15 protein-coding genes are annotated in these 21,163 nt (G+C 43.5%); 10 read left to right on the top strand and 5 right to left on the bottom strand.

Annotated elements, in window-relative coordinates:
* Positions 1-249 precede the first annotated feature (249 nt).
* Genes VJ786_RS06875 through VJ786_RS06860 form a run of 4 tightly spaced genes read left to right on the top strand, consistent with a single transcriptional unit; the run spans position 250 to position 4,883 of the window.
* Positions 250-942, top strand: coding sequence for an ATP-binding cassette domain-containing protein (locus VJ786_RS06875; RefSeq protein ID WP_099367235.1), 693 nt, complete (start codon positions 250-252; stop codon positions 940-942).
* A gap of 50 nt (positions 943-992) precedes the next feature.
* On the top strand, positions 993-2,327 hold the full coding sequence (locus VJ786_RS06870; RefSeq protein ID WP_099367236.1) for a dihydroorotase: 1,335 nt from the start codon (positions 993-995) through the stop codon (positions 2,325-2,327).
* Positions 2,328-2,329: 2 nt separating this feature from the next.
* Positions 2,330-3,376, top strand: a complete 1,047-nt coding sequence (locus VJ786_RS06865; RefSeq protein WP_336557482.1) for a S66 peptidase family protein — start codon at positions 2,330-2,332, stop codon at positions 3,374-3,376.
* Between the two features lies 1 nt (position 3,377).
* Positions 3,378-4,883, top strand: a complete 1,506-nt coding sequence (locus VJ786_RS06860) for a M14 family zinc carboxypeptidase (RefSeq protein ID WP_336557481.1) — start codon at positions 3,378-3,380, stop codon at positions 4,881-4,883.
* Between the two features lie 19 nt (positions 4,884-4,902).
* Here VJ786_RS06860 and msrA read toward each other — a convergent pair whose 3' ends face one another.
* Together msrA and VJ786_RS06850 are read right to left on the bottom strand one after the other, a co-directional pair.
* On the bottom strand, positions 4,903-5,418 hold the full coding sequence (msrA, locus tag VJ786_RS06855) for a peptide-methionine (S)-S-oxide reductase MsrA (RefSeq protein WP_099367239.1): 516 nt from the start codon (positions 5,416-5,418) through the stop codon (positions 4,903-4,905).
* Positions 5,419-5,458: 40 nt separating this feature from the next.
* Positions 5,459-6,502 carry a glycosylasparaginase gene (locus tag VJ786_RS06850; protein ID WP_336557480.1) on the bottom strand — a complete coding sequence of 348 codons (1,044 nt, stop codon included), beginning with the start codon at positions 6,500-6,502 and terminating at the stop codon, positions 5,459-5,461.
* 63 nt (positions 6,503-6,565) lie between these two features.
* Here VJ786_RS06850 and VJ786_RS06845 point away from each other — a divergent pair, with 63 nt between their 5' ends.
* The 4 genes from VJ786_RS06845 (at position 6,566) to VJ786_RS06830 (ending at position 13,743) form a co-directional block, all read left to right on the top strand.
* The gene (locus VJ786_RS06845) at positions 6,566-7,780 is read left to right on the top strand and encodes a C40 family peptidase (protein ID WP_336557479.1); all 1,215 of its coding nucleotides are present in this window, start codon (positions 6,566-6,568) and stop codon (positions 7,778-7,780) included.
* 5 nt (positions 7,781-7,785) lie between these two features.
* On the top strand, positions 7,786-8,838 hold the full coding sequence (locus tag VJ786_RS06840; RefSeq protein WP_336557478.1) for a dipeptide epimerase: 1,053 nt from the start codon (positions 7,786-7,788) through the stop codon (positions 8,836-8,838).
* 241 nt (positions 8,839-9,079) lie between these two features.
* The gene (locus VJ786_RS06835; protein WP_336557477.1) at positions 9,080-12,298 is read left to right on the top strand and encodes a SusC/RagA family TonB-linked outer membrane protein; all 3,219 of its coding nucleotides are present in this window, start codon (positions 9,080-9,082) and stop codon (positions 12,296-12,298) included.
* Positions 12,299-12,309: 11 nt separating this feature from the next.
* A complete protein-coding gene (locus VJ786_RS06830) occupies positions 12,310-13,743 on the top strand; it encodes a SusD/RagB family nutrient-binding outer membrane lipoprotein (RefSeq protein ID WP_336557476.1) in 1,434 nt (477 codons plus the stop codon).
* Between the two features lie 211 nt (positions 13,744-13,954).
* On the opposite strand, the gene VJ786_RS06825 is transcribed toward VJ786_RS06830, so the two are convergent.
* On the bottom strand, positions 13,955-16,810 hold the full coding sequence (locus VJ786_RS06825) for a DNA gyrase/topoisomerase IV subunit A (protein WP_336557475.1): 2,856 nt from the start codon (positions 16,808-16,810) through the stop codon (positions 13,955-13,957).
* A gap of 110 nt (positions 16,811-16,920) precedes the next feature.
* On the opposite strand from VJ786_RS06825, the gene VJ786_RS06820 reads away from it, so the two are divergent.
* Together VJ786_RS06820 and dinB are read left to right on the top strand one after the other, a co-directional pair.
* Entirely contained in the window at positions 16,921-17,724 is an 804-nt protein-coding gene (locus VJ786_RS06820; RefSeq protein ID WP_336557474.1) for an alpha/beta hydrolase, read from the top strand.
* An 87-nt stretch (positions 17,725-17,811) separates the two neighbouring features.
* The gene (gene dinB, locus VJ786_RS06815) at positions 17,812-19,005 is read left to right on the top strand and encodes a DNA polymerase IV (RefSeq protein WP_336557473.1); all 1,194 of its coding nucleotides are present in this window, start codon (positions 17,812-17,814) and stop codon (positions 19,003-19,005) included.
* Here dinB and VJ786_RS06810 read toward each other — a convergent pair.
* A complete protein-coding gene (locus VJ786_RS06810) occupies positions 18,953-20,167 on the bottom strand; it encodes a glycosyltransferase family 4 protein (protein WP_336557472.1) in 1,215 nt (404 codons plus the stop codon). The two genes, dinB and VJ786_RS06810, sit on opposite strands and share 53 nt — an antisense overlap.
* A complete protein-coding gene (locus VJ786_RS06805; RefSeq protein WP_336557471.1) occupies positions 20,145-21,158 on the bottom strand; it encodes a lysylphosphatidylglycerol synthase transmembrane domain-containing protein in 1,014 nt (337 codons plus the stop codon). Before VJ786_RS06805 ends, VJ786_RS06810 begins: the two co-directional genes overlap by 23 nt.
* Positions 21,159-21,163 lie beyond the last annotated feature (5 nt).

Raw genomic sequence — 21,163 nt, 5'->3', positions numbered from 1 at the left:
GGCGTTTTTTTAGGCCGATTTTTATATTCAACTTACTTGCATCTTTGTTTTATATCAAACTTGGTCCAGGCTTTTTTGTGGCGGCCTTTTCTTTGCTGACTTTTATACCGGTTTGTGCTTTTGTGCTCTTCTTTGATAAATCAGGAAACCTCGTCTATTATAACCTCGGTTACTCCAGAAGAAGATTACTTTTGCTATCCTTTCTCTGGAACTTTTTAACAGGCTTGCTCATTGCTTTAATCTTGTACTATGTCCGGAAATGAAAAAGAACTTCATGTAGATTCAGTGGAATTCAGTTATTCCAGCATGCGTACGCTGTTGACCGGTGGTTATCTAAGGTTGAAGGTAGGCGATATTATCGGATTGCTTGGCAGAAATGGAACAGGGAAATCAACCCTGATGAAAATTGTATTTGGTATTGTCCGCGCCCATTACGCCTATATACGAATCAATGGGAAGAAAGTGAATCGGGCTTTTGAAACGAAAGAGGTATGCTACCTGCCACAGGATAGCTTTCTGCCTACATCTTCCTTGGTGAAGCATATGATCGACTTTATGATAAGCGATGAAACTTTTCGAGAGGGATTATATGAGAACGAAGTGTTAAAACCTATCCTTAAAAATAAAATTGCCGAGATTTCGGGGGGCGAATTGAGGTATTTAGAAATCCTACTCTTACTACATCAACCGGCCACTTTTATTCTACTCGATGAGCCCTTTACAGGCCTTTCTCCTGTTCTGAAGGAAAAGATCCAAGAACACATCGTGGATTCCAGCCGTCGAAAAGGAATCCTGATCTCGGATCACGATTATATGAATGTGTTGGACATCAGCAATCAATTGATGTTGTTGGAAAATGGGGGATGCCGTAGGATCGAAAAGAAAGAGGATTTAGAGATGTTCTATGTGCCTGACGGAACATTTGACGGGAAATCTGAATAAAGCCTATGTAAAGGAGGCATATTTTCTATATTTGTTATAAAAAAAATTACATGTCTACTATATTAATCAAACATGCTTTGGTGGTAAATGAAGGGGAGCAACGCGCACTGGATATTTATATCAAAGATGGAAGGATTGCGAAAATCGGGAGTACCTTGGATCTGAAAGCAGATCAGGAAATCAATGCGGAAGGATTACATCTTTTTCCTGGGCTGATCGATGATCAGGTTCACTTTCGTGAACCGGGGCTGACCCATAAAGCCAATATCTACAGCGAAAGTAGGGCTGCGGTAGCCGGAGGGACCACTTCTTTTATGGAAATGCCCAATACGGTGCCTAATACTTTGACCCAGAAACTGCTCCAAGATAAATACGATATTGCCCAAGATAGCTCCTTAGCCAATTATTCCTTTTTCATGGGGGCTGCAAATGATAACCTGGAGGAGGTTTTAAAAACCAATCCGAGGGACGTTTGTGGTATCAAGATTTTTATGGGTTCATCGACCGGTAATATGTTGGTAGATAATGAAAGATCATTAGAAGCTATTTTTAGCCAGGCACCCACCTTGATCGCTACCCATTGTGAGGATGAAGCAACTATTCAAGCCAATCTGGCTGCCTATAAGGAAAAATATGGCGAGCAGGTAAGCATCGAAATGCATCCCTTGATCCGATCGGCGGAGGCTTGCTACTTATCTTCTTCCAAAGCGGTGGAACTTGCCAAAAAGAACAATACCAGATTACATATTCTGCATATTTCAACGGCCAGGGAAACAGCCTTGTTCCAAAATGATATTCCATTGGAACAGAAAAGGATTACGGCTGAAGCCTGTATCCATCATCTTTGGTTTTCGGATGAAGATTACAAGACCAAAGGGAATTACATCAAATGGAACCCAGCCGTAAAAACAGCCAACGATAGAGATGCTATCCTGAAAGCTGTTCTGGATGGCCATATTGATGTGATTGCAACCGACCATGCGCCACATACCATCGAAGAAAAGGAACAACCTTATCTTCAAGCACCATCTGGTGGACCTTTGGTGCAACATGCGCTACAGGCACTTTTGGACTTGGTAAAACAAGGAAAAATGACCTTGGAACAATTGGTTCAAAAGACTGCGCATAATACGGCTACGCTTTTTCAGATTGAACAACGCGGATTTATTCGGGAAGGCTATTGGGCGGATCTGGTATTGGTGGATCTGAACAAACCTTACACGGTAAATAAAAACAATATTTTATCGAAATGTGGCTGGTCACCTTTCGATAACCACACGTTCTCTTCTACCATCGAGCATACCCTGGTTTCAGGAAATCTAGCCTATACGGCAGGGAAGATTGTAGAAGTAGGTTCTGGACATCGCTTACTCTTTAATCGTTAATTATGGATAAACGTTCATTTATAAAAGCCATTGGACTTGGTTTGGCAAGTGTGCCATTTTTCGGGCATTCGGAAGCCATGGCCACAGCCGCACAATTGAAGAATTTATTAAAAGGAAAGGTGCTTAAAGCCGGTGATACCATTGGCCTGATAACTCCTGCCTCCGCATTGCCGGATGAAGAGTCCATTACCATCTGTAAGGATGTTATGGCTTATTTTGGTTTCAAGGTGAAGGAAGGAAAATATATCCGCGAACGTTATGGTAATCTGGCCGGAACAGATGCGCAGCGGTTGGAAGATTTGCATGCGATGTTTCGTGATAAAGAGGTAGCAGGTATTCTTTGTATCCGTGGAGGTGCTGGAGCATCCAGGCTGCTGCATAAGATCGATTACGATATGATTGCCAAAAACCCGAAGGCATTGATCGGTTATAGTGATATCACGGCCTTGATCATGGCTTTTCAAGCAAAAATTGGTTTGGTTACTTTCCATGGCCCGGTAGGAACCAGTACATGGAGTAATTATGTAGCTAAGGGCTTTACTGAACAGTTAATGGAAAACAAACTGGTAACCTATAGTAATCCGGATAAAAAAGGAGATAATGTGGTCCAGTATAAAGATAGGATTACAACCATTAATCCAGGTGTTGTAGAAGGGAAGTTCTTGGGCGGAAACCTCACCTTGATTTCGGGTCTTTGTGGTTCTCCTTATCTTCCGGATTTTAAGGATAGTATCCTTTTTTTGGAAGAGATCAACGAATCGCCAGAAAAAGTGGATAGGATGTTCTGCCAGTTGATGAATTCTGGGATATTATCCCAGATCAAGGGTTTTGTTTTTGGGAAATGTACCGACTGTAGCCCATCTGCTGGTTATGGATCGTTGAACCTAGATCAGATCTTACGGGACTATATCAAACCCTTGAACATTCCTTCCTATTCCGGAGCCGTGATTGGTCATGTTTCTGATCAGTTCTTATTGCCGGTAGGGGTGAAAGCAAGGATCGATGCCAGTAAAGGCACAATAGAGTTTCTTGAAAAAGCGTTAGTATAGTATGAAGTTATTTCTTGTTTCCATCGGTTTACTCGCTGCAACGACATGCGGCAATCCATTTTCTTCGAATTCCTCTTCAGGAAAGGGGCTTCAGGTCGACAGCAGTCAATGGAATGAGATGCATGCTAAATATAAGGAAAAAGCGCTTTTCCATCGACGTTTCAAACATCAGGATATTGATTCTTTGGTTAAAGTTCATCAAGAAAATTCACTGTTTGCAGTTTCTCAAATTGGAAAATCTGTGGAAGGAAGGGCGATTTATGAGCTAAGCTATGGTAAAGGCGATAAAAAGGTGATGCTTTGGTCACAAATGCATGGCGATGAGCCTACTGCTACGATGGCCTTGTTTGATATCTTTAATTTTCTTTCCGGAAAGAACGATGGTTTTGATTCCATCAGAAATATACTCCAATCCAATTTAGAGCTTCATTTTATTCCGATGCTCAATCCGGATGGAGCAGAACGTTTTATGCGTAGGAATGCGCAGAGCATAGACCTTAATCGGGATGCCCGAGCAGGTCAAACGGTAGAAGGAGCTTTATTAAAAGCGCGTGCCAAGGCGGTTAATCCGAGGTACGGTTTCAACCTTCATGATCAGAATATTTATTACAATGTGCCTGATACAAAGAATCCAGTGACCATTTCTTTATTGGCACCGGCATTTAATCAGGAAAGGGATATCAACGATATCCGAAAGGGAGCCATGCAGATCATTGTCGGGATGAATACCATTTTGCAACAGTACATTCCTGATGCGGTGGCGAAATACGATGATACCTATACACCACGTGGATTTGGGGATAATTTCCAATCTTGGGATGCCAGCACGGTATTGATCGAATCGGGTGGATTAAAAGGAGACCCGGAAAAACAACAGATCCGTAAATTGAATTTTATCATTATCCTGAACGCTCTATTGGAAATTGCCGAAGGTAGTTATGGCCAATATGATGCTAAAGGGTATGAGGATATTCCATTCAATGCCAGCCAGATGCACGATGTGATGATTCGTGGATTGGAATTTGGATCAGATTCTATTTCTTTGGTGAGCGATATTGCCATCCGTCGTGGTGAAACTACGGTTGGAAGAGATTATTTTATCCGAGGTAGGGTAGAGGATATCGGTGATCTTCCAGAGTCTTATGGATATGATGAAGTAGAGGCTAAAGGAATGAAATTGGTGGTTGGTAAATTAGCAGCAACACCGGTGGATTCCTTGAAGAACATCAGTAAAGAAATGGCTTACGATCTGTTGAAAAAGGGTTATATGGGAATTCAAGTTAAGGGACTGACACCTGCTCAAGTGGGAAGTCTGCATAATTTGCCTATACATATCTATAATAAACCTAATTTTGCGACAACAAGCTTTATTGATTTAGGGGGAACGGCCAATTTCTACATTGGTGATTCAGCTGGAAACCTTAAATATGCGATATTGAACGGCTATCTGATAGATTTATCAAAACCTTTGGCAGAATGGCCAGCATTAAAAAACAGAGTCCAATAGGACTCTGTTTTTTTTATCGTTATTGCTGATATAACTTTAGGAATTTCTGTAGTTTGGGAGCAATGACTACTTGACAGAATTGGTTTTGGGGATTCTGGTTAAAGTAATCATGGTGATAATCTTCGGCTTCCCAAAAGGTTACTGCTGGTTCTACTGCCGTTACGATCGGACTATCATAAACCTTAGCCTCTTCCAATGCTTGGATAAACGCTTCTGCTTCCTGCTTCTGTTTGTCGTCATGGTAGAAAACCACCGATCGATATTGGGTTCCCACATCAGCTCCTTGTCTGTTTAATGTAGTAGGATCGTGGGTTTTAAAGAAAACCTCCAATAGATCCTGAAAGGAAACCTGGCTTTCATCAAAATCGATCTGAATGACCTCTACATGCCCCGTAGCGCCTGAACATACCTGTTCGTAGGTTGGGTTCTCACGTTGTCCGCCCATATAACCTGGAAGGACTTCCTTTACACCTTTTGTATGTTGGAAGATGACCTCTGTACACCAGAAGCAACCTCCACCGAATGTTGCAATCATATCTTGTTGTTTGTTTATACAAATTTACGAAGAATTCTTTTTAGCTTTTCTTCGGATTGTAATGGTACTTTCCTTTTTCGATGAGGTCTTGTTTCTCATTATCGCATACGGCAAAGGTGAATCCATCCTGCAAAGCATAAGAACCGTATTCTCCGTTTTTATTTAAAGCAAGGAACCCAACTTGGATATCTTTGGCGATATCGGGTTTCTTTTTCACGATCCGCATCACGGCTTCTTTGCAGGCATCTTCGGGAGAATAGCCTTGACGCATCAATTCTACCACCAGAAAACTTCCCACTGTACGGATGACTTCCTCACCTACACCGGTTGAAGTTGCACCCCCGATTTCATTGTCTACATATAATCCTGCGCCAATGATGGGGCTGTCGCCAACTCTTCCATGCATTTTGAAGGCCATGCCGCTGGTGGTACAGGCGCCAGATAGATTCCCATTCGCATCTAAGGCCAACATACCGATGGTATCGTGGTTGTATTTATTTCCAGGAAGTTTTTCGGTCGCAAAAGCTTTGTTCTCAATATTCATTACCGGCTTATAGTTCTTTTCCTTCAGCCATTCTTTCCATGCCTTTTCAGAAGCTTCGGTCAATAAATTTTCTTCTTGGAATCCATTCTCCAAAGCAAACTGTTTTGCACCTTGGCCAACCAGCATCACATGTGGGGTTCTTTCCATCACCAAGCGGGCTACGGAAATAGGATGGGCAATATTTTCCAAAGCTGCCACAGAACCACAATTGCCTAGTTCATCCATGATGCAGGCATCCAAGGTTACATGGCCATCCCGATCTGGGAATCCGCCTTTACCTACGGTCTGATTTTCCAGGTCTGCTTCGGCTACTTTAACCCCTTGCTCCACGGCATCCAATGCACGACCATTATTTTCTAATACCTCCCAAGCTGCTTTATTGGCTGCAACGCCGAAATCCCACGTAGAAATAACAATTGGTTTTTTTCCTTGGCCTTTGGCTGCACTGCTATTATTGTCGCAAGAGATGGCGGTAGCTACTGCCGATAGGCTAGCTGCCCCGACAATACTTTGTTTGATAAATTTTCTTCGTGAATGCATAGTATTTGCAATATTAGTAATAGAATTGCATATTTACCTATTTAGGACTTATAAACAGTGAACATGAACTTTAAATTTACCGCATTATTTTGTTTTATTCTCGGAATAAATCAATTAGCCCATGCCCAGACAGATTCCACGCTGTATAAAAAAGTGGAGGGGCTGGTCTTGGAAGCTAAACAAAAATATGCGCCAGATAAACGTACTAAAATTGTTGCATTGGTACAAGCGGATGCAAAGAAGAATACCTATGTGATCGAATCTACTGAGAAGGAAGCAAATACCTTCCTACAGTCCAAGATTAAAGGTTTACCAGGTAAAATATCCATCAAATCCCTACCGGATACTTCTATTGGGGAGAACATCTATGGGGTGATCAACCTTTCTGTTGCCAATTTAAGGACCCAACCGGGCAATGCCTCTGAAATGGCAACCCAAGCATTGTTGGGTACCCAGGTAGATATTCTACAGAAGGACCGAGGGGAATTCCGTGTCAGAACTCCGGAAGGTTATATTTCCTACATTCCTGCTTCTTCCTTGGTGCCGATGAATGCCAAGGAAATTGCAGACTGGAAAAACAGTAAAAAAGTAATCTATACGCAGGAATTTGGAAAATCCTATTCGAAAGCTGATCCGGCGAGTATTCGCGTATCGGATTTAGTATATGGGGATATTCTTGCCCTAACAGCAGAATCTGGTGATTTTTATCAAGTAAGTTATCCCGATAAACGGATTGCTTTCATCCCTAAAGGTGAAGCCTTAAGTTTTGACCAATGGCTAGCCACCCGCCAATTGACTTCGGAGAATGTGCTGTCTAGTGCAAAGACCATGATGGGATTACCCTACCTATGGGGTGGAACTTCAGTAAAAGGGGTAGACTGTTCGGGTTTCACCAAAACAGCCTATTACATGAATGGTTATGTGATTCCGAGGGATGCTTCTCAACAAGTATTGGCTGGCGATAAAATTGATATATTGGATAAGGATGGGCATTTTGATGCGGAAAAGGCATTAAAGAACCTGAAACCTGCGGATCTATTGTTCTTTGCTTCTGGAAAAAACAGTAACCCGAATGCAAGGGTAACCCATGTGGCATTGTATATTGGTAATGGCGAATTTATTCATGCAGCTGGTACCGTGCGAATCAATTCCATGTTGAAGAACGCTAGCAACTATGATGATTTCCAGACCAGGACCGTTGTTGCAGCGCGCAGGTATATCGGGGCGGAGGATGCCCAAATCCAAAAAGTTCAGAACAACGCATATTATAAACCATAATAGAGATGGATCAACAAGAATGGGTAAGTAAAAAAATGGGGAAATTTACCCTGAGGTTCAAACCTTACACCCTAACTTTAAGACATGTTTTTACTGTTGCATCTTTCAGCCGTTCGACCACACCTGTGGTGTTGACGCAACTGGAGTATGAAGGGGTAGTAGGATATGGGGAAGCAAGTATGCCGCCATACCTCGGCGAATCGCAGGAAAGCGTGATGGCATTTTTAAATAAGATCGATCTTTCATCTTTCGATTCTCCTTTTCAAACAGAGGAAATCCTGCATGCCGTAGATGCCTTGGAGGCGAAAAACACAGCTGCAAAAGCGGCGCTGGATATCGCCTTGCATGATCTTTTAGGGAAATTGATGAACCAGCCTTTTTATAAGATCTGGGGTCTGAATCCGGAGCTGATCCCCGCAACTTCTTATACCATCGGTATCGACACGGAAAACATGATCAGAAAGAAAGTGCAGGAAGCGGAACAGTTCAAGATCCTAAAAGTGAAATTAGGATTGGATACCGATAAAATGATTATAGAAACCATTCGTTCCGTGACGGATGTGCCTTTATGTGCAGATGTGAATCAGGGATGGAAAAATAAGGAAGAAGCTTTGGAAATGGCCCATTGGTTAAAGGAACGCAATGTGGTTTTTCTGGAACAGCCGATGCCGAAGGAAATGATCGATGAGAATGCTTGGCTGACTGAGCATTCACCAATACCGACAATTGCCGATGAAGGCTGCCAACGCTTAGTGGATGTTCCAGGATTGCAAGGTGTCTATACAGGTATCAACATCAAATTGATGAAGTGTACCGGTATGCGAGAGGCCAAACAAATGGCCGAATTGGCCAGGGCATTAAACATGAAAGTGATGTTAGGCTGTATGACGGAGACTTCCTGTGCCATTTCTGCGGCCGCTCAATTAGCGCCTTTAGTGGATTGGGCGGATTTGGACGGAGCACTTTTGATTGATAATGACCTTTATGATGGCATGCGGGTGGAGAATGGGAAATGTATTTTACCGGATCGCCCCGGAATTGGTATAAAATTGAAATAATATTGCTATTAATTTCTTAGCAGAGCTATTAAAAAAACAATCAACCTAAAAAATTGATTGTTTTTTTATTTTATGGGCAATAAAATTGCAATTTTATGCAACATTATTTGGCTATTTTTCTTTTTTATTTCCCAAATACTAACAAATAATCAATCTAAATTGCATTTTTTTGCAAATTTCCTATCAGATTTGACATCATTCAGCTATCTTAGTTTTGTCTTAATAACCAATCAAGCTAAAGATGAAACTACCTTCAATTATTTCACTTGCGGTAGCATCCGTTTGCTCTATGCAAATGTTGGCCGCACAACAACAATCTATAGCTGGAAAGATTACAAATACGAAAGGAGAGCCCATAGTAGGAGCCTCGGTATTTATAAAAGGTACCCAGCAGGGTACTGCCAGCAATGAAAGCGGATTATTTTCGATCAATGCTCCTAATAGTGCTGTTCTTCGGATTACGGCGGTAGGATATGCACCCAAGGAAGTAGCCGTAAATGGCCGGACGAGCATTCAGGTGCAATTGGATCAGGAAGAGGGAGCGATCGATGAGGTCGTAGTAACCGCCCTAGGCATCCAAAGAAGCGAAAAATCGCTTGGATATTCGACCCAGAAGATCGATGGGGATGATTTGACCTTTACAAAAGAAACCAATGTCCTTGGATCCTTGGCAGGAAAAGTAGCTGGTGCGCAGGTTACCGGTTCTTCAGGAGCGAGTTTAGGTGGTACCCAAAAGATCAAGATCAGGGGTATCAACTCCGTAACTGGTGGTGGCCAACCTTTAATGGTAATTGATGGAACACCTATTTCCAATGCCAACTTCAGTAGCAGTACCGGTAATGGCGTAGATCTTGGAAACGTGGGACAGGATATCAATCCGGAGGATATTGAATCCATCAACGTGCTGAAAGGCCCTACGGCTTCTGCCTTGTACGGTTTGAGAGGACAATACGGGGTTATCATGATCACCACTAAAAAGGGTAAAAAGGGTCCGAAATCCATATCTGTCGATGTCAACTCCGCTACATCTTTTGAACAGGTCGGAAATTTTATGCCACTGCAGAATATTTATGGGGTGGGTAATAACCAGACCTTCCTGAAATTGGCCTCCGGCGAATTGTATGTGAACGGAAATGATGAATCTTGGGGTCCAAAGATGGATGGTACGCCTGTAAGGATGTATTATAGTTTCTATAAACAGGATGAAGATTATGGAAAAGCAACCCCTTTTTCTCCACAACCAAATAATATCGAGGATTTCTTTCAGACAGGAATGAATACCAATAATGGTATTACGATCGCTGGAGGAGCGGAGAATTCCGCGGTTCGTTTCTCGTACAACAATACCTACATCAAAGGAACTTACCCGAATACCTGGTTGAAGCGTAATAACTTTGCATTGAACGGTTCCTTGGACCTAACCGATAACCTGACGGCTTCTGCGAACATCAATTATGCAAATAACAATGGTCAACGTCCGGTAATGGGGTACCAAGGTTCTTTTACGGGTGCAACGCAATGGTTCCAGCGTAATATCGATATCAATAGATTGAGGAACTATCGCTATGCCGATGGTACGATCATGAACTGGAACGTGAATCCGAATACCACGCAGGAATTGATGATCAATAATACACCATCGGATTGGAACAACCCTTTCTTTGATGCTTACGAAAACCTGAACAATGATAACCGTGATCGCGTTTTTGGTGATGCGGGATTAACCTATAAGGTATTGCCGGAATTGAAACTATCGGCTTTCGTGCGCAAGGATTTATTTACCCAAAACACCAGTCGTAAACTATCGATCGGTGGACGTTCTGAATCTGGAGCAGGATCTTTCTTATCCAATACAGGATATTCGGTAGGGAAGTTCCAAAATGATGAAACGAACTACGAGTTCTTGGCAACCTACGATAAGGTTTGGGACGATTTTTCACTGAATGCCAATATGGGTGGTAATATCTATCAAAGGAATTATGATTACCTAACCCAAAAAACACAGGGTGGATTGAGTTCTCCAGCCTTCTTTAATATCGAAGGTTCGATTGATAGACCATTGAATGAATCTTATAAATTGAAAAAACAGATACGTTCTTTCTATACCATGGCTTCTATTGGTTATAAGGATACTTATTTCTTGGATGCCTCTATCCGTCGGGATATTTCATCGACCTTACCTAAAGACAATAATTCCTATTGGTACCCTTCGGTATCTGGTGCCTTTGTGTTCAGTAACCTGATCGGACCTTCTGCTTTGAGTTTTGGTAAGTTGAGAGCTTCTTATGCGGTGGCAGGTGCGGATGTGGATCCATTCGATATCTTGACCAATTATAATATCGGAAGTGTGTATGCGACTTCGAATTCTACCATCAATACACTTTCTATTCCTGATATTTTGAACAATCCTAATCTGAAGCCTTCTTTCGCGCATTCTTATGAAATTGGTGCCGATTTGAAGTTCTTCCAGGACCGCTTGGGATTGGATGTGACTTATTACCAACAACGTAATAAGGATCAGGTGATCAGTCTTTCCACTTCTTCAGGAACTGGTTTCTCTCGTGCAACAGTTAATGCCGGAGATATCGAAAATAACGGTATTGAGGTGTCGATTAATGCAACGCCAGTTCAAACGGAGAATTTCACTTGGACAACCACCTTGAACGGTGCAAAAAACAATAGTAAAATCCATGAGCTGATCCCTGGAATTGATTCCTACGAGTTGGGTTCCAATACCTATTCCAGCCAAACGGTGTATTTGTATGCCAATAAAGGTATGGCATTCGGATCCTTGGTAGGACCGGGCTATAAAACGGATGAAGCAACCGGAAAAATTCTATTAGACAATAGCAATATGCCTATTCAGCAGATGAACAAGGACTTCGGATCCGTTCTGCCTGATTTTACAGGAGGATTCATCAATTCCTTCCGGTATAAGAATGTGGACCTTAATGCCATGATCGATTTCCAAGCAGGAGGTCAATTCTTCAGCTGGTCGAAAATGTTGGCCGTTAAGTCTGGTCAGGCGGAGGAAACTGCAGCGATGAACAGCAATGGCAAGAATGTTCGTGATCCATTGGCAGATGGTGGAGGTTATGAAATAAATGGTATTTCAGAAGCTACTGGTCAAGAAGTGAATGCATTTGTAGATGCAAGAACTTATTTTAGAAACAACATCGGTACCCGTATCTACGAAGAATGGTTGTACGATGCTTCGTACATCAAACTGAGAGAGGTAAGTTTAGGCTATACCTTTAACCAGAATCAATTAGGAAGCTCTCCATTCAAATCTATCCGAGTAGCCGTTATTGCTAGGAATCCTTGGATGATTTGGCAAAAAGCTCCGAAAGGGCTTGATCCTTCAGAATTATCGGCTGGAAGTGCTTCAATCAGCTGGATCGAAAAGGGAGAATTGCAGACCGTTCGTTCCTATGGATTTAATTTAAGTGTTAAATTTTAACCATTAACATCATGAAAAAGCATTTATTAAAATATATATTATTTGCCCTTACGCCTATTGCGGTTGCTTCCTGTACTAATTTCGATGATTCGTACTATGAAAATCCCAATAAGCCCAGTAAGGCCTCAGGAACGCAATTGATTGCGAATGCACAGTTTTTCCTGCCAAATTTAAGTTCTAGTGCGTATGGTGTGCATTATCCGCAATACCTGAGTTTAACAACCTATACGGATAATACCCGTTTTATTGCGCAGAATTTTGATTTTGAGACCTGGTATGTGGGTCCGTTGATGAACTTGGAGGATGTGCTGAGCAAGCAGGATGCATTGGATGCTAATGAAGGGCCGGTTGCCAATCAGGTGGCCGTAGCCAAGATCTTAAAAGCATTCTTTATGTGGAATGTGACGGATAGATGGGGGGATGTGCCGTATACGGAAGCTTTCCAGGGAACTGCTCTTCCAAATCCTAAATACGATAAGCAAGAGGATATCTATAAAGCTTTATTTACTTTATTGGATGAAGCGAATGCCGCTATTGTATTGACTAACGGAACGATCAAGAACGATATTATTTATAAGGGGGATATGTCCAAATGGAAGAAGTTGGGGAATTCCATCCATATGTTGATGGCCTTACGCTTATCCAAAGTGAATCCTACCTTAGGGAAGGCGGAGTTTGAAAAGGCCATGCAGGCTGGGGATATGACCGCAAATGCGGATAATTTATCCTATCCTCATTTGGCGCAGGCTGCCCATCAGAATTTCTGGTACAATTCCTTTACGGTGTTGAAAAGAAACTGGTATGCTTTGTCGGAGGCTTTGGTAAACCTGATGTTGCCACAGGAGGATCCTCGATTGGCGGTTTATGGGGATAAGAATGCAGCAGGTGGATACGCTGGACTGGCATTTGGAAAAGCAGTTCCGAATCCTGACGTGGATATCCCTAAGGTGTCTTTGTTGGGTGCTGGAATCAGAAATCAAGACTCTCCTGTGCCATTGGTAACTTATGCACAATTGCAGTTCGCAAAAGCGGAAGCCGCGAAGTTGGGATGGATAGCTGGTGGAGATGCGCAGGCGAAAACGTATTATGAAACGGGGATAAAAGAATCGATCAAGCAATGGACCGGTTCAGATGCTTCAGCAGCTGGATATTTGGCAAAACCGGCGATAGTATATTCTCCAGCGAAAGCGTTGGAGCAGATTGCTACGCAACGGTATATTCATGTGTTTCCGTATGGGTATGAAGGTTGGGCAGAATGGAGAAGGACAGGTTATCCTGTGCTGACCCTGGCTTCGGAGATTAATGGTGGTAAGATGCCTAGGAGAGATGGTTATCCGCTAAGTGAGGCCGCAAATAATAAAGCGAATTATGAAGCTGCGGTTTCTGCGCTTCCATATGGTGGTGAGGATAATTTGAATAGTAGGGTGTGGTGGGATAAACCATAGGTTTTCCCGTCATTGCGAGGAGGTACGACGAAGCAATCTTTGAACTTTGTCATCCTGAGCAGCGTCGAAGGATCTGTACGGTTAGATACGAACAGATGCTTCGACTACGCTCAGCATGACATGCGGGAAGATTGCTTCGTTCCTCGCAATGACGTGATTTCCTCGCAATGACGTGATTCCTCACGATGAGGTGTTACCTCGCAATAATATTTTAGTCTTTATCAGTACCTCCGAAAAGGCCTAATTGACCGTTATCATCAATCTGAATATCATCTGGATTGGTAATTTCAAATGAAATCTCATCTGCTTTCGGAACAACCTCTTCATTCTTCTCAACATCCAGTTTTTTCTGAACGTCTTCCTTCTTCTCAACATCCAACTCTTTTTGAACGGCATCTTTCTTCTGAACGTCCTCTTCTTTCTTAACAACCTCTACATTGCCCATCTTTGGATTTTCCGGTTGAGAATCTACTTCTTCCATTCCTCCGCTAGCACCTTCCAAACCAGCACCATTACCCTCCAAACTACCACCAACTTCCATTACCTCTGCCAAATCCTTCTCCTCCGTCAACAACTTGATTTTTTTCACGGTATGGAAAGATAACCTATTCCCTTGGGCCTTCATACCCTTCACATCCACGATTTCTGTTAAATCCTGATCCAAATTCTCTTCCGTCTGCGATTTCCCTTTTAACAAATCAAGATGAACAACAGGTTGATCATTATTGGTCAACAAGATCAATTTGCTATCCTCGCCAATAAATTTCACACGCTTTCCAACCGGATTATCATCAAAATTAAACCTCTTCACAAAATAAGTACCCTTACTATCCTGATGGATCGCTGTATAAACCTGCTCCGGAATAAATTTTTCCAAACGGATCATCTTCTCATCAAAATGGTTATTCAGATCAAAGGTGCTCAGTTCATAAGAACCATCGCCCAAAGCCATTAATATCTTATCATCACCATCAAATTCACCCAAGAACTTCCCACGATCATCAGCATTCAAACGCTTCAATATATCATCATACCAGATCTTCCTGCCCGCAAGAGTGGATATCCCCGCACTTTTGAAAATGATTTTCTTAACCGGATACTTACTCACGATATTTCCTTGAGAACCCCGGCCTTTAATGGCCACTTCTGCAAAATCCATATCAAAATTCAGTTTCCGAAGCTTCGTATGCGGCTTCAACTGCACATTGACAATCTCTGCCTCACCATTCGAATTCGCAGTAAAATACAATATTTTGGTACCCTTGCTTCCTTTCCCGATATCATAATCCTTATCACGCGTAACTCCGGTTACCGCAAAACGTTTAATATAACTCGTTCCAGTCGCTCCATCCTTATAAATCGCATTGTAAATCGTCCGCTCATCACCTTTCTTGAATACCGCCACATGGATGATATCCTTGCCCACAAACACCTTATCCTGAATTTTTACAATGGAATATTTACCATCCGCACGGAACACAATGATATCATCGATATCCGAGCAATCGCCCACCAGTTCATCCTTACGCATGTTGGTCCCGATGAATCCCTCTTCACGATTGACATATAATTTTGCATTGGCAAGGGCAACCTGCGTCGCCTCCACCTTGTCAAATACGCGAAGCTCTGTTTTTCGTTCGCGGCCTTTACTGTACTTTCCGCGCAGGTATTCGAACCATTTGATGGTGAATTCCGTCAGGTTCCGAAGGTTCTTCTTCACCTCCTTGATTTCATCCTCCAAGGCCTTCATCAACTCATCCGCCTTTTTCACATCAAATCGCGTGATGCTACTCATCGGTTTATCGATCAAGCGTTTGTAATCCTCCGGAAGGATAGGGCGGTAGAACTGCTCGAAGAAAGGTTCAAACAAGCGGTTCAATACCTCAACAACCGTTTCAAAATCTCCAGAATTTTCATAGTCAGGATGTTTGTACATCCCTTCTTGGATAAAGATCTTCAAAAGATTACTGAAGAAGATCTTCTCCATCAATTCATTCAAGCGGATCTCCAACTCCTGTTTCAAGAGACTTTTGGTCTGTTTCGTATTCTCGATCAGAATATCATTCACACTCATGAAATGAGGTTTGTTATTCTTGATCACACAGGTATTTGGCGAAATGGATGTTTCGCAACCTGTAAAAGCATATAAGGCATCGATCGTTACATCAGGGGAGATCCCAGGTGCCAAATGCACCAAAATCTCCACGAATTCTGCTGTATTATCCTCGATTTTCTTGATTTTTATTTTACCCTTTTCATTGGCAGTAACGATACTATCTATCAAGCTGCCTGTGGTAGTGCCAAAGGGGATTTCCGTGATCGCCAAGGTCTTTTTATCGCGTTCCTCGATCTTCGCTCGAACGCGTATTTTTCCACCACGCTGCCCTTCGTTATAACCCGTAACATCGGCCATACCGCCGGTCGGGAAATCGGGATAGATGCTTGGTCTTTCCCCTTGAAGAACCTGGATGGATCCATCGATCAGCTCGATGAAATTATGGGGCATGATCTTGGTCGCCAAACCTACAGCAATACCTTCCGCACCTTGTGTCAACAACAAAGGGAATTTTACCGGCAGGGTGATCGGTTCTTTCTTCCGACCATCATAACTCAACTGCCACTCGGTGGTATCCGGATTGAAGACCACTTCAAGCGCAAATTTCGACAAACGACCTTCGATATAACGTGCCGCAGCGGCAGAGTCGCCTGTGATCGGATCTCCCCAGTTTCCCTGGCAATCGATCAACAGGTTCTTTTGTCCCAATTGGACCATCGCATCCCCAATAGAGGCATCTCCATGCGGGTGGAACTGCATGGTATTTCCGATGACATTGGCTGCTTTGTTGTATCTTCCATCATCCATCTCTTTCAACGAGTGCAGGATGCGTCGCTGAACCGGTTTGAAACCATCGTTGATATGTGGAACAGCACGGTCTAGAATAACGTAGGATGCATAATCTAGAAACCAGTTCTCATACAGTCCCGAAAGGGGAATCGTATTGCTTTGTTGGTCTTGTGATGGGCTTTGTTCGTTGTTTTCGTCGATGTTGTTAATTTCGTCGCTCATTTACTGTTTGTAAGTTTTTCGGGTTTGGCAGATTCGAATACTGCAAACCTTGTAAAAATACAAAATTCATTTTATTTTTAGGTTTATATCCGCATACCTCATCACGCATTATGAAGAATTTTCTGTTAAGTGTTTTATTCAGTTGTTTATTGTTAGTTGCCCAGGCCCAACAGGCTGCCTACCAGTTGAAAGAAAATATTTCTTATGCTGGAAAAGGGGCCGATGCCTATAGCCAAGAGCGCTGTGTATTAGATCTTTATTTCCCTACGGGCAAAAAAGATTTTGTGACCGTTTTATGGTTTCATGGCGGTGGACTAACCGGTGGAAATAAGGAAATCCCGGCCTTTCTAAAAGACAAGGGAATTGCCGTCATCGGAGTCGGTTATCGCCTTTCGCCAAAGGCTAAGGTCGAAGAGGTCATACAAGATGCTGCCAAAGCCGTACAATGGGCCTATCAACACCTGGAAACTTATGGGGGCAATAAAAACAAACTGGTACTTTCCGGTCATTCTGCCGGGGGATACCTTAACCTGATGTTGGCCTTAAATCCGAGGTACCTGAAAGAAGTTGCTGTTCCTGAACAGGCGATTCTGGGCGTCGTACCTTTCAGCCCGCAATGTATTACCCATTTTACTGCACGAGCGGAGCAGAAAGTCGATATCAACCAGCCGGTGATTGATGCGTTGGCACCTTTATTCTGGGTACGGAAGGAAGCTTCCCCGATCACCTTGATCACGGGCGACCGCGAACTCGAGATGGTGGGCCGTTACGAAGAGAATGCCTACCTCGCTCGGATGTTGAAAATTGTCGGCCACCAACAAGTAAAACTGATCGAACTTGATGGCTATGACCATAATATGGTTTATCCGGGTTTGCCTCTTTTGTGGAAAGAGATCCAAAACTGGTCAAAATAGGAATACTTTATCCCGATAAAATTTCTAAAAGCGCTATTGTTTGCTAATATTTTTAGTATTTTTGAAATACTATTTTAATATTTAGCTATGGAACTGTTTGATAGTAAGCGTTTTGTTGCGCATTTGGATTTGGATACCTTTTTTGTAAGTGTAGAAAGGCTCAAGAACAGTCAGTTCATTGGCAAGCCTTTGATTGTGGGGGGTATGAGTGATCGTGCGGTGGTATCTGCCTGTAGTTATGAAACCCGAAAATTTGGTGTACACAGTGCCATGCCGATGAAATTGGCTTTGCGATTATGCCCGCATGCGATCGTGGTGCGTGGTGATATTGACAGTTACAGTTATTATTCCCGGGTGGTGACGGATGTGGTCCGGGAGACCGTTCCGGTGATGGAAAAGGCGAGCGTGGATGAGTTCTATGTGGACCTGACGGGTGTGGATCGATTTTTTGGATGCAGCCAATTCATGAGCGAGCTGAAGGATAAGATCCGGAAGGAGAGTGGCTTGCCGATCAGCTATGCCCTGGCATCGAACAAACTGGTGAGCAAAGTGGCTACGGATGATGCAAAACCCGATGGGAAAAAAGAGATCCTCCATGGTCTGGAAAAGGATTACCTAGCCCCGTTGAAGATCGAGCGGATGCCGGGTATAGGACAGAAAACAGGGACCTTACTGCAACAGATGGGCGTGCGGACCATTAAGATATTGAGCGAGATCCCCCTGCCGATGATGCAGAATCTCCTGGGGAAGAACGGCATCGACCTTTCCCGAAAGGCCAATGGCATCGATCCATCACCCATTATTCCCTATTCGGAACAGAAGAGCATGGGAACGGAAGAAACCTTCCATCAGGATACCATCGATATGAACTTCCTGAACGCTGAATTGATCCGGATGACGGAGAAACTGACTTTTCAGCTCCGAAAACAAGAACGGCTCACCGGCTGTGTGACGGTAAAGCTGCGTTATGCCAATTTCGATACGGTAAGCAAGCAAATGGTTATTTCCTATACGGCTTCTGATGCGGTATTGCTCAAGAAAGTGAAGGAACTCTTCGGTAAGTTGTTTGACCGGCGGATGCTGGTACGCCTGATCGGGGTCCGCTTCAGCCATCTGGTGCAGGGTTCCCAACAGATCAACCTGTTTGAAGATACCGAAGAGGCCGTTCGTTTATACCAAGCCATGGACGCTATGCGCGCGCGATTTGGGGATGAAGCAATCAAAAGGGCTATTTCTGCACCTCCAAAACCGGCTCAGAAACGAGACGCCTTTCGAGCATAAGCTCCACATATTTCCTGCACATCTTATCCCATCCATAATGGTTCCTGGAATATTCCTGATAGCGCAGGGCAGCCATCCGAAAATGCTCCTCGTTGAAAAAAAGCTCCTGTAATTGTGCCGCCCAGGCCTTTGCATCGTTGGATGGCAGAAGAATCCCGTTTTTATTTTGTTTGATGGCGTCGGTGATCCCGTCGATCTCCGAGGCGATCACCAAGGTTCCGGCCAGGGAAGCCTCTAAACAGACCAATCCGAAACCTTCCATATCCCCATCTACCCGGATGTTGGGCATGAGAAATGCAGAAGCATTGGCCAATAAAAGCTTCAGGTCGGAAAAGGGCACTTTTCCAAAATGTATCACCCGATCTTTGATCTCCTTTTTTTTCAGGAGTCTGCGGATGGCTGCTTGATCGCTGGGATAGCCCAGAAAAAGAAAAAGTAGCGACCTGAACTTCTTGGGCAAAGCATACAACAAACGTTCGGTAAGCCCCGTTTTTTTCTGAAAAGGACCGACCATAAAGAGCTTAACATCCGCGGGAAGCTGCGGAACCACCTCTTCCAATAGCCAGGAGAAACCCTTGCGTTGCACGGGTCTGCCCAAGGTAATGAGGTACTTCTGTCCGGGAGCAATTTGGGGAAAACGACGCTGGAGATCCGATCTTTCCAGGTTTCCGCGATCCATCCCTTCCGTATCCACCCCATTGGGGATAACATAGACTTTTTCACGAGGAATACCTCTACGGATAGCCGCATCGGCTGTTGCCTGGCTCACCGTGATGATCTTATCATAATGGGCGGCCAATTTAGGGATGATCCTTTTCTGAAAGAATGCCCAAGGGAATACAATATCCAATCCATGCAGGGTAACCATTTTCCGAAGATGGCCATAACCTTTATGCGATAGGGCGAAGGAGGCAATCAACCCATCATTGAAATGGATCACCTGGATCTGGGGATGGGCTTTCAACAGGGTCAGTATCCGATGGTTGAGCAGGAAAAAGAAGGTCAAAAGGCTTTCCTTATTCTTTCGGAATACCAGTTTATGAATTTTGGCATACCGGGCAGAACCTTGGATCAGTTCGTAGGACTGCTTTTCCATGCCTCCGGTTGCTGGAGGATATTTATGGCTAACAAATAGTATTTCAGGAAGTGGCTGTTGCGACATGATTGATTTCTTTTTTAATGAAAAGGTAAAGGATAAAACCGATGAGGATCCAGCTGAGCTGTCTTGCCCTACGCAGGATGGATACCGTGATCCAAACGGATGCGCCGGTAATACCAATGGCGGCCAGCATCAGTTTATTCCCCAGTTCTTCTACCCCTAACTGCCCAGGAACAAAAGCGCCCAAGCTTTTGAATACAATGACGCTCATGTCCAGCAATAAACCATGCATGGGCAGCACATCGAATCCAAGAAAAAGGAGGATGAAATAGAATTCCAAGCTGCCTACGATCCAGTGGAGCGTAGCTAAGGCATAGGAAAACCAGAAAGTACGGGTGTTTTCCTGATAAAAAGTGCGAATATCGATTAAGAGTTTCAGGATGTTATGGTATATTTTTTCCAGGAAATTCTGGGGCTTTTTTGGCGAGGAAGTATTCTTACCGCTTTTCGATAACCAGATGAACAAACCTATTTTGGCAACAAGCAGCACAACAACGATCAGGTAAAACACCCAACCGAAACGTTGTATGGCCTGCATACCGGCCGGATTGCTGATCAACCAGACACAGGCGCCTAAAAAAAGTAATATTTGGGATAATACGGCCGTCACCCGGGAGCTGGCTACCGAATTGATGGCCACCGATTTGGAGATACCATAAGGTTTCAACAATTCGGCCTTCAGCATATCACCACCAATAATGCTGGTGGGATTATAAAGTCCAACCGTTTCCCCGACCTGCCGCAAGGAGAACAACCGAAATACCGAGATCTTCGATCTTTCCTTCCCCAAACAAACATGCCAGGACCAGGTACCGATCAGGTAGGCCAAATAGGTTATCCCCAGCAGGTACAGAAAACGGAATCCAATGCCGCGAAGTTCTTTCCAGACCGACTGGAAATCCGTGTTCCAAAGGAAAATTCCGATGAATACGACAATACTGATCACCAATAATTGCTTGACCCGCTTTTTAGTTATTTTAATCGACCTGCCCATTGACT

The organism is Sphingobacterium tenebrionis, from assembly GCF_037126265.1.
Lineage (GTDB): Bacteria > Bacteroidota > Bacteroidia > Sphingobacteriales > Sphingobacteriaceae > Sphingobacterium > Sphingobacterium tenebrionis.
This window is presented reverse-complemented; position numbering and strand designations above follow the sequence as displayed.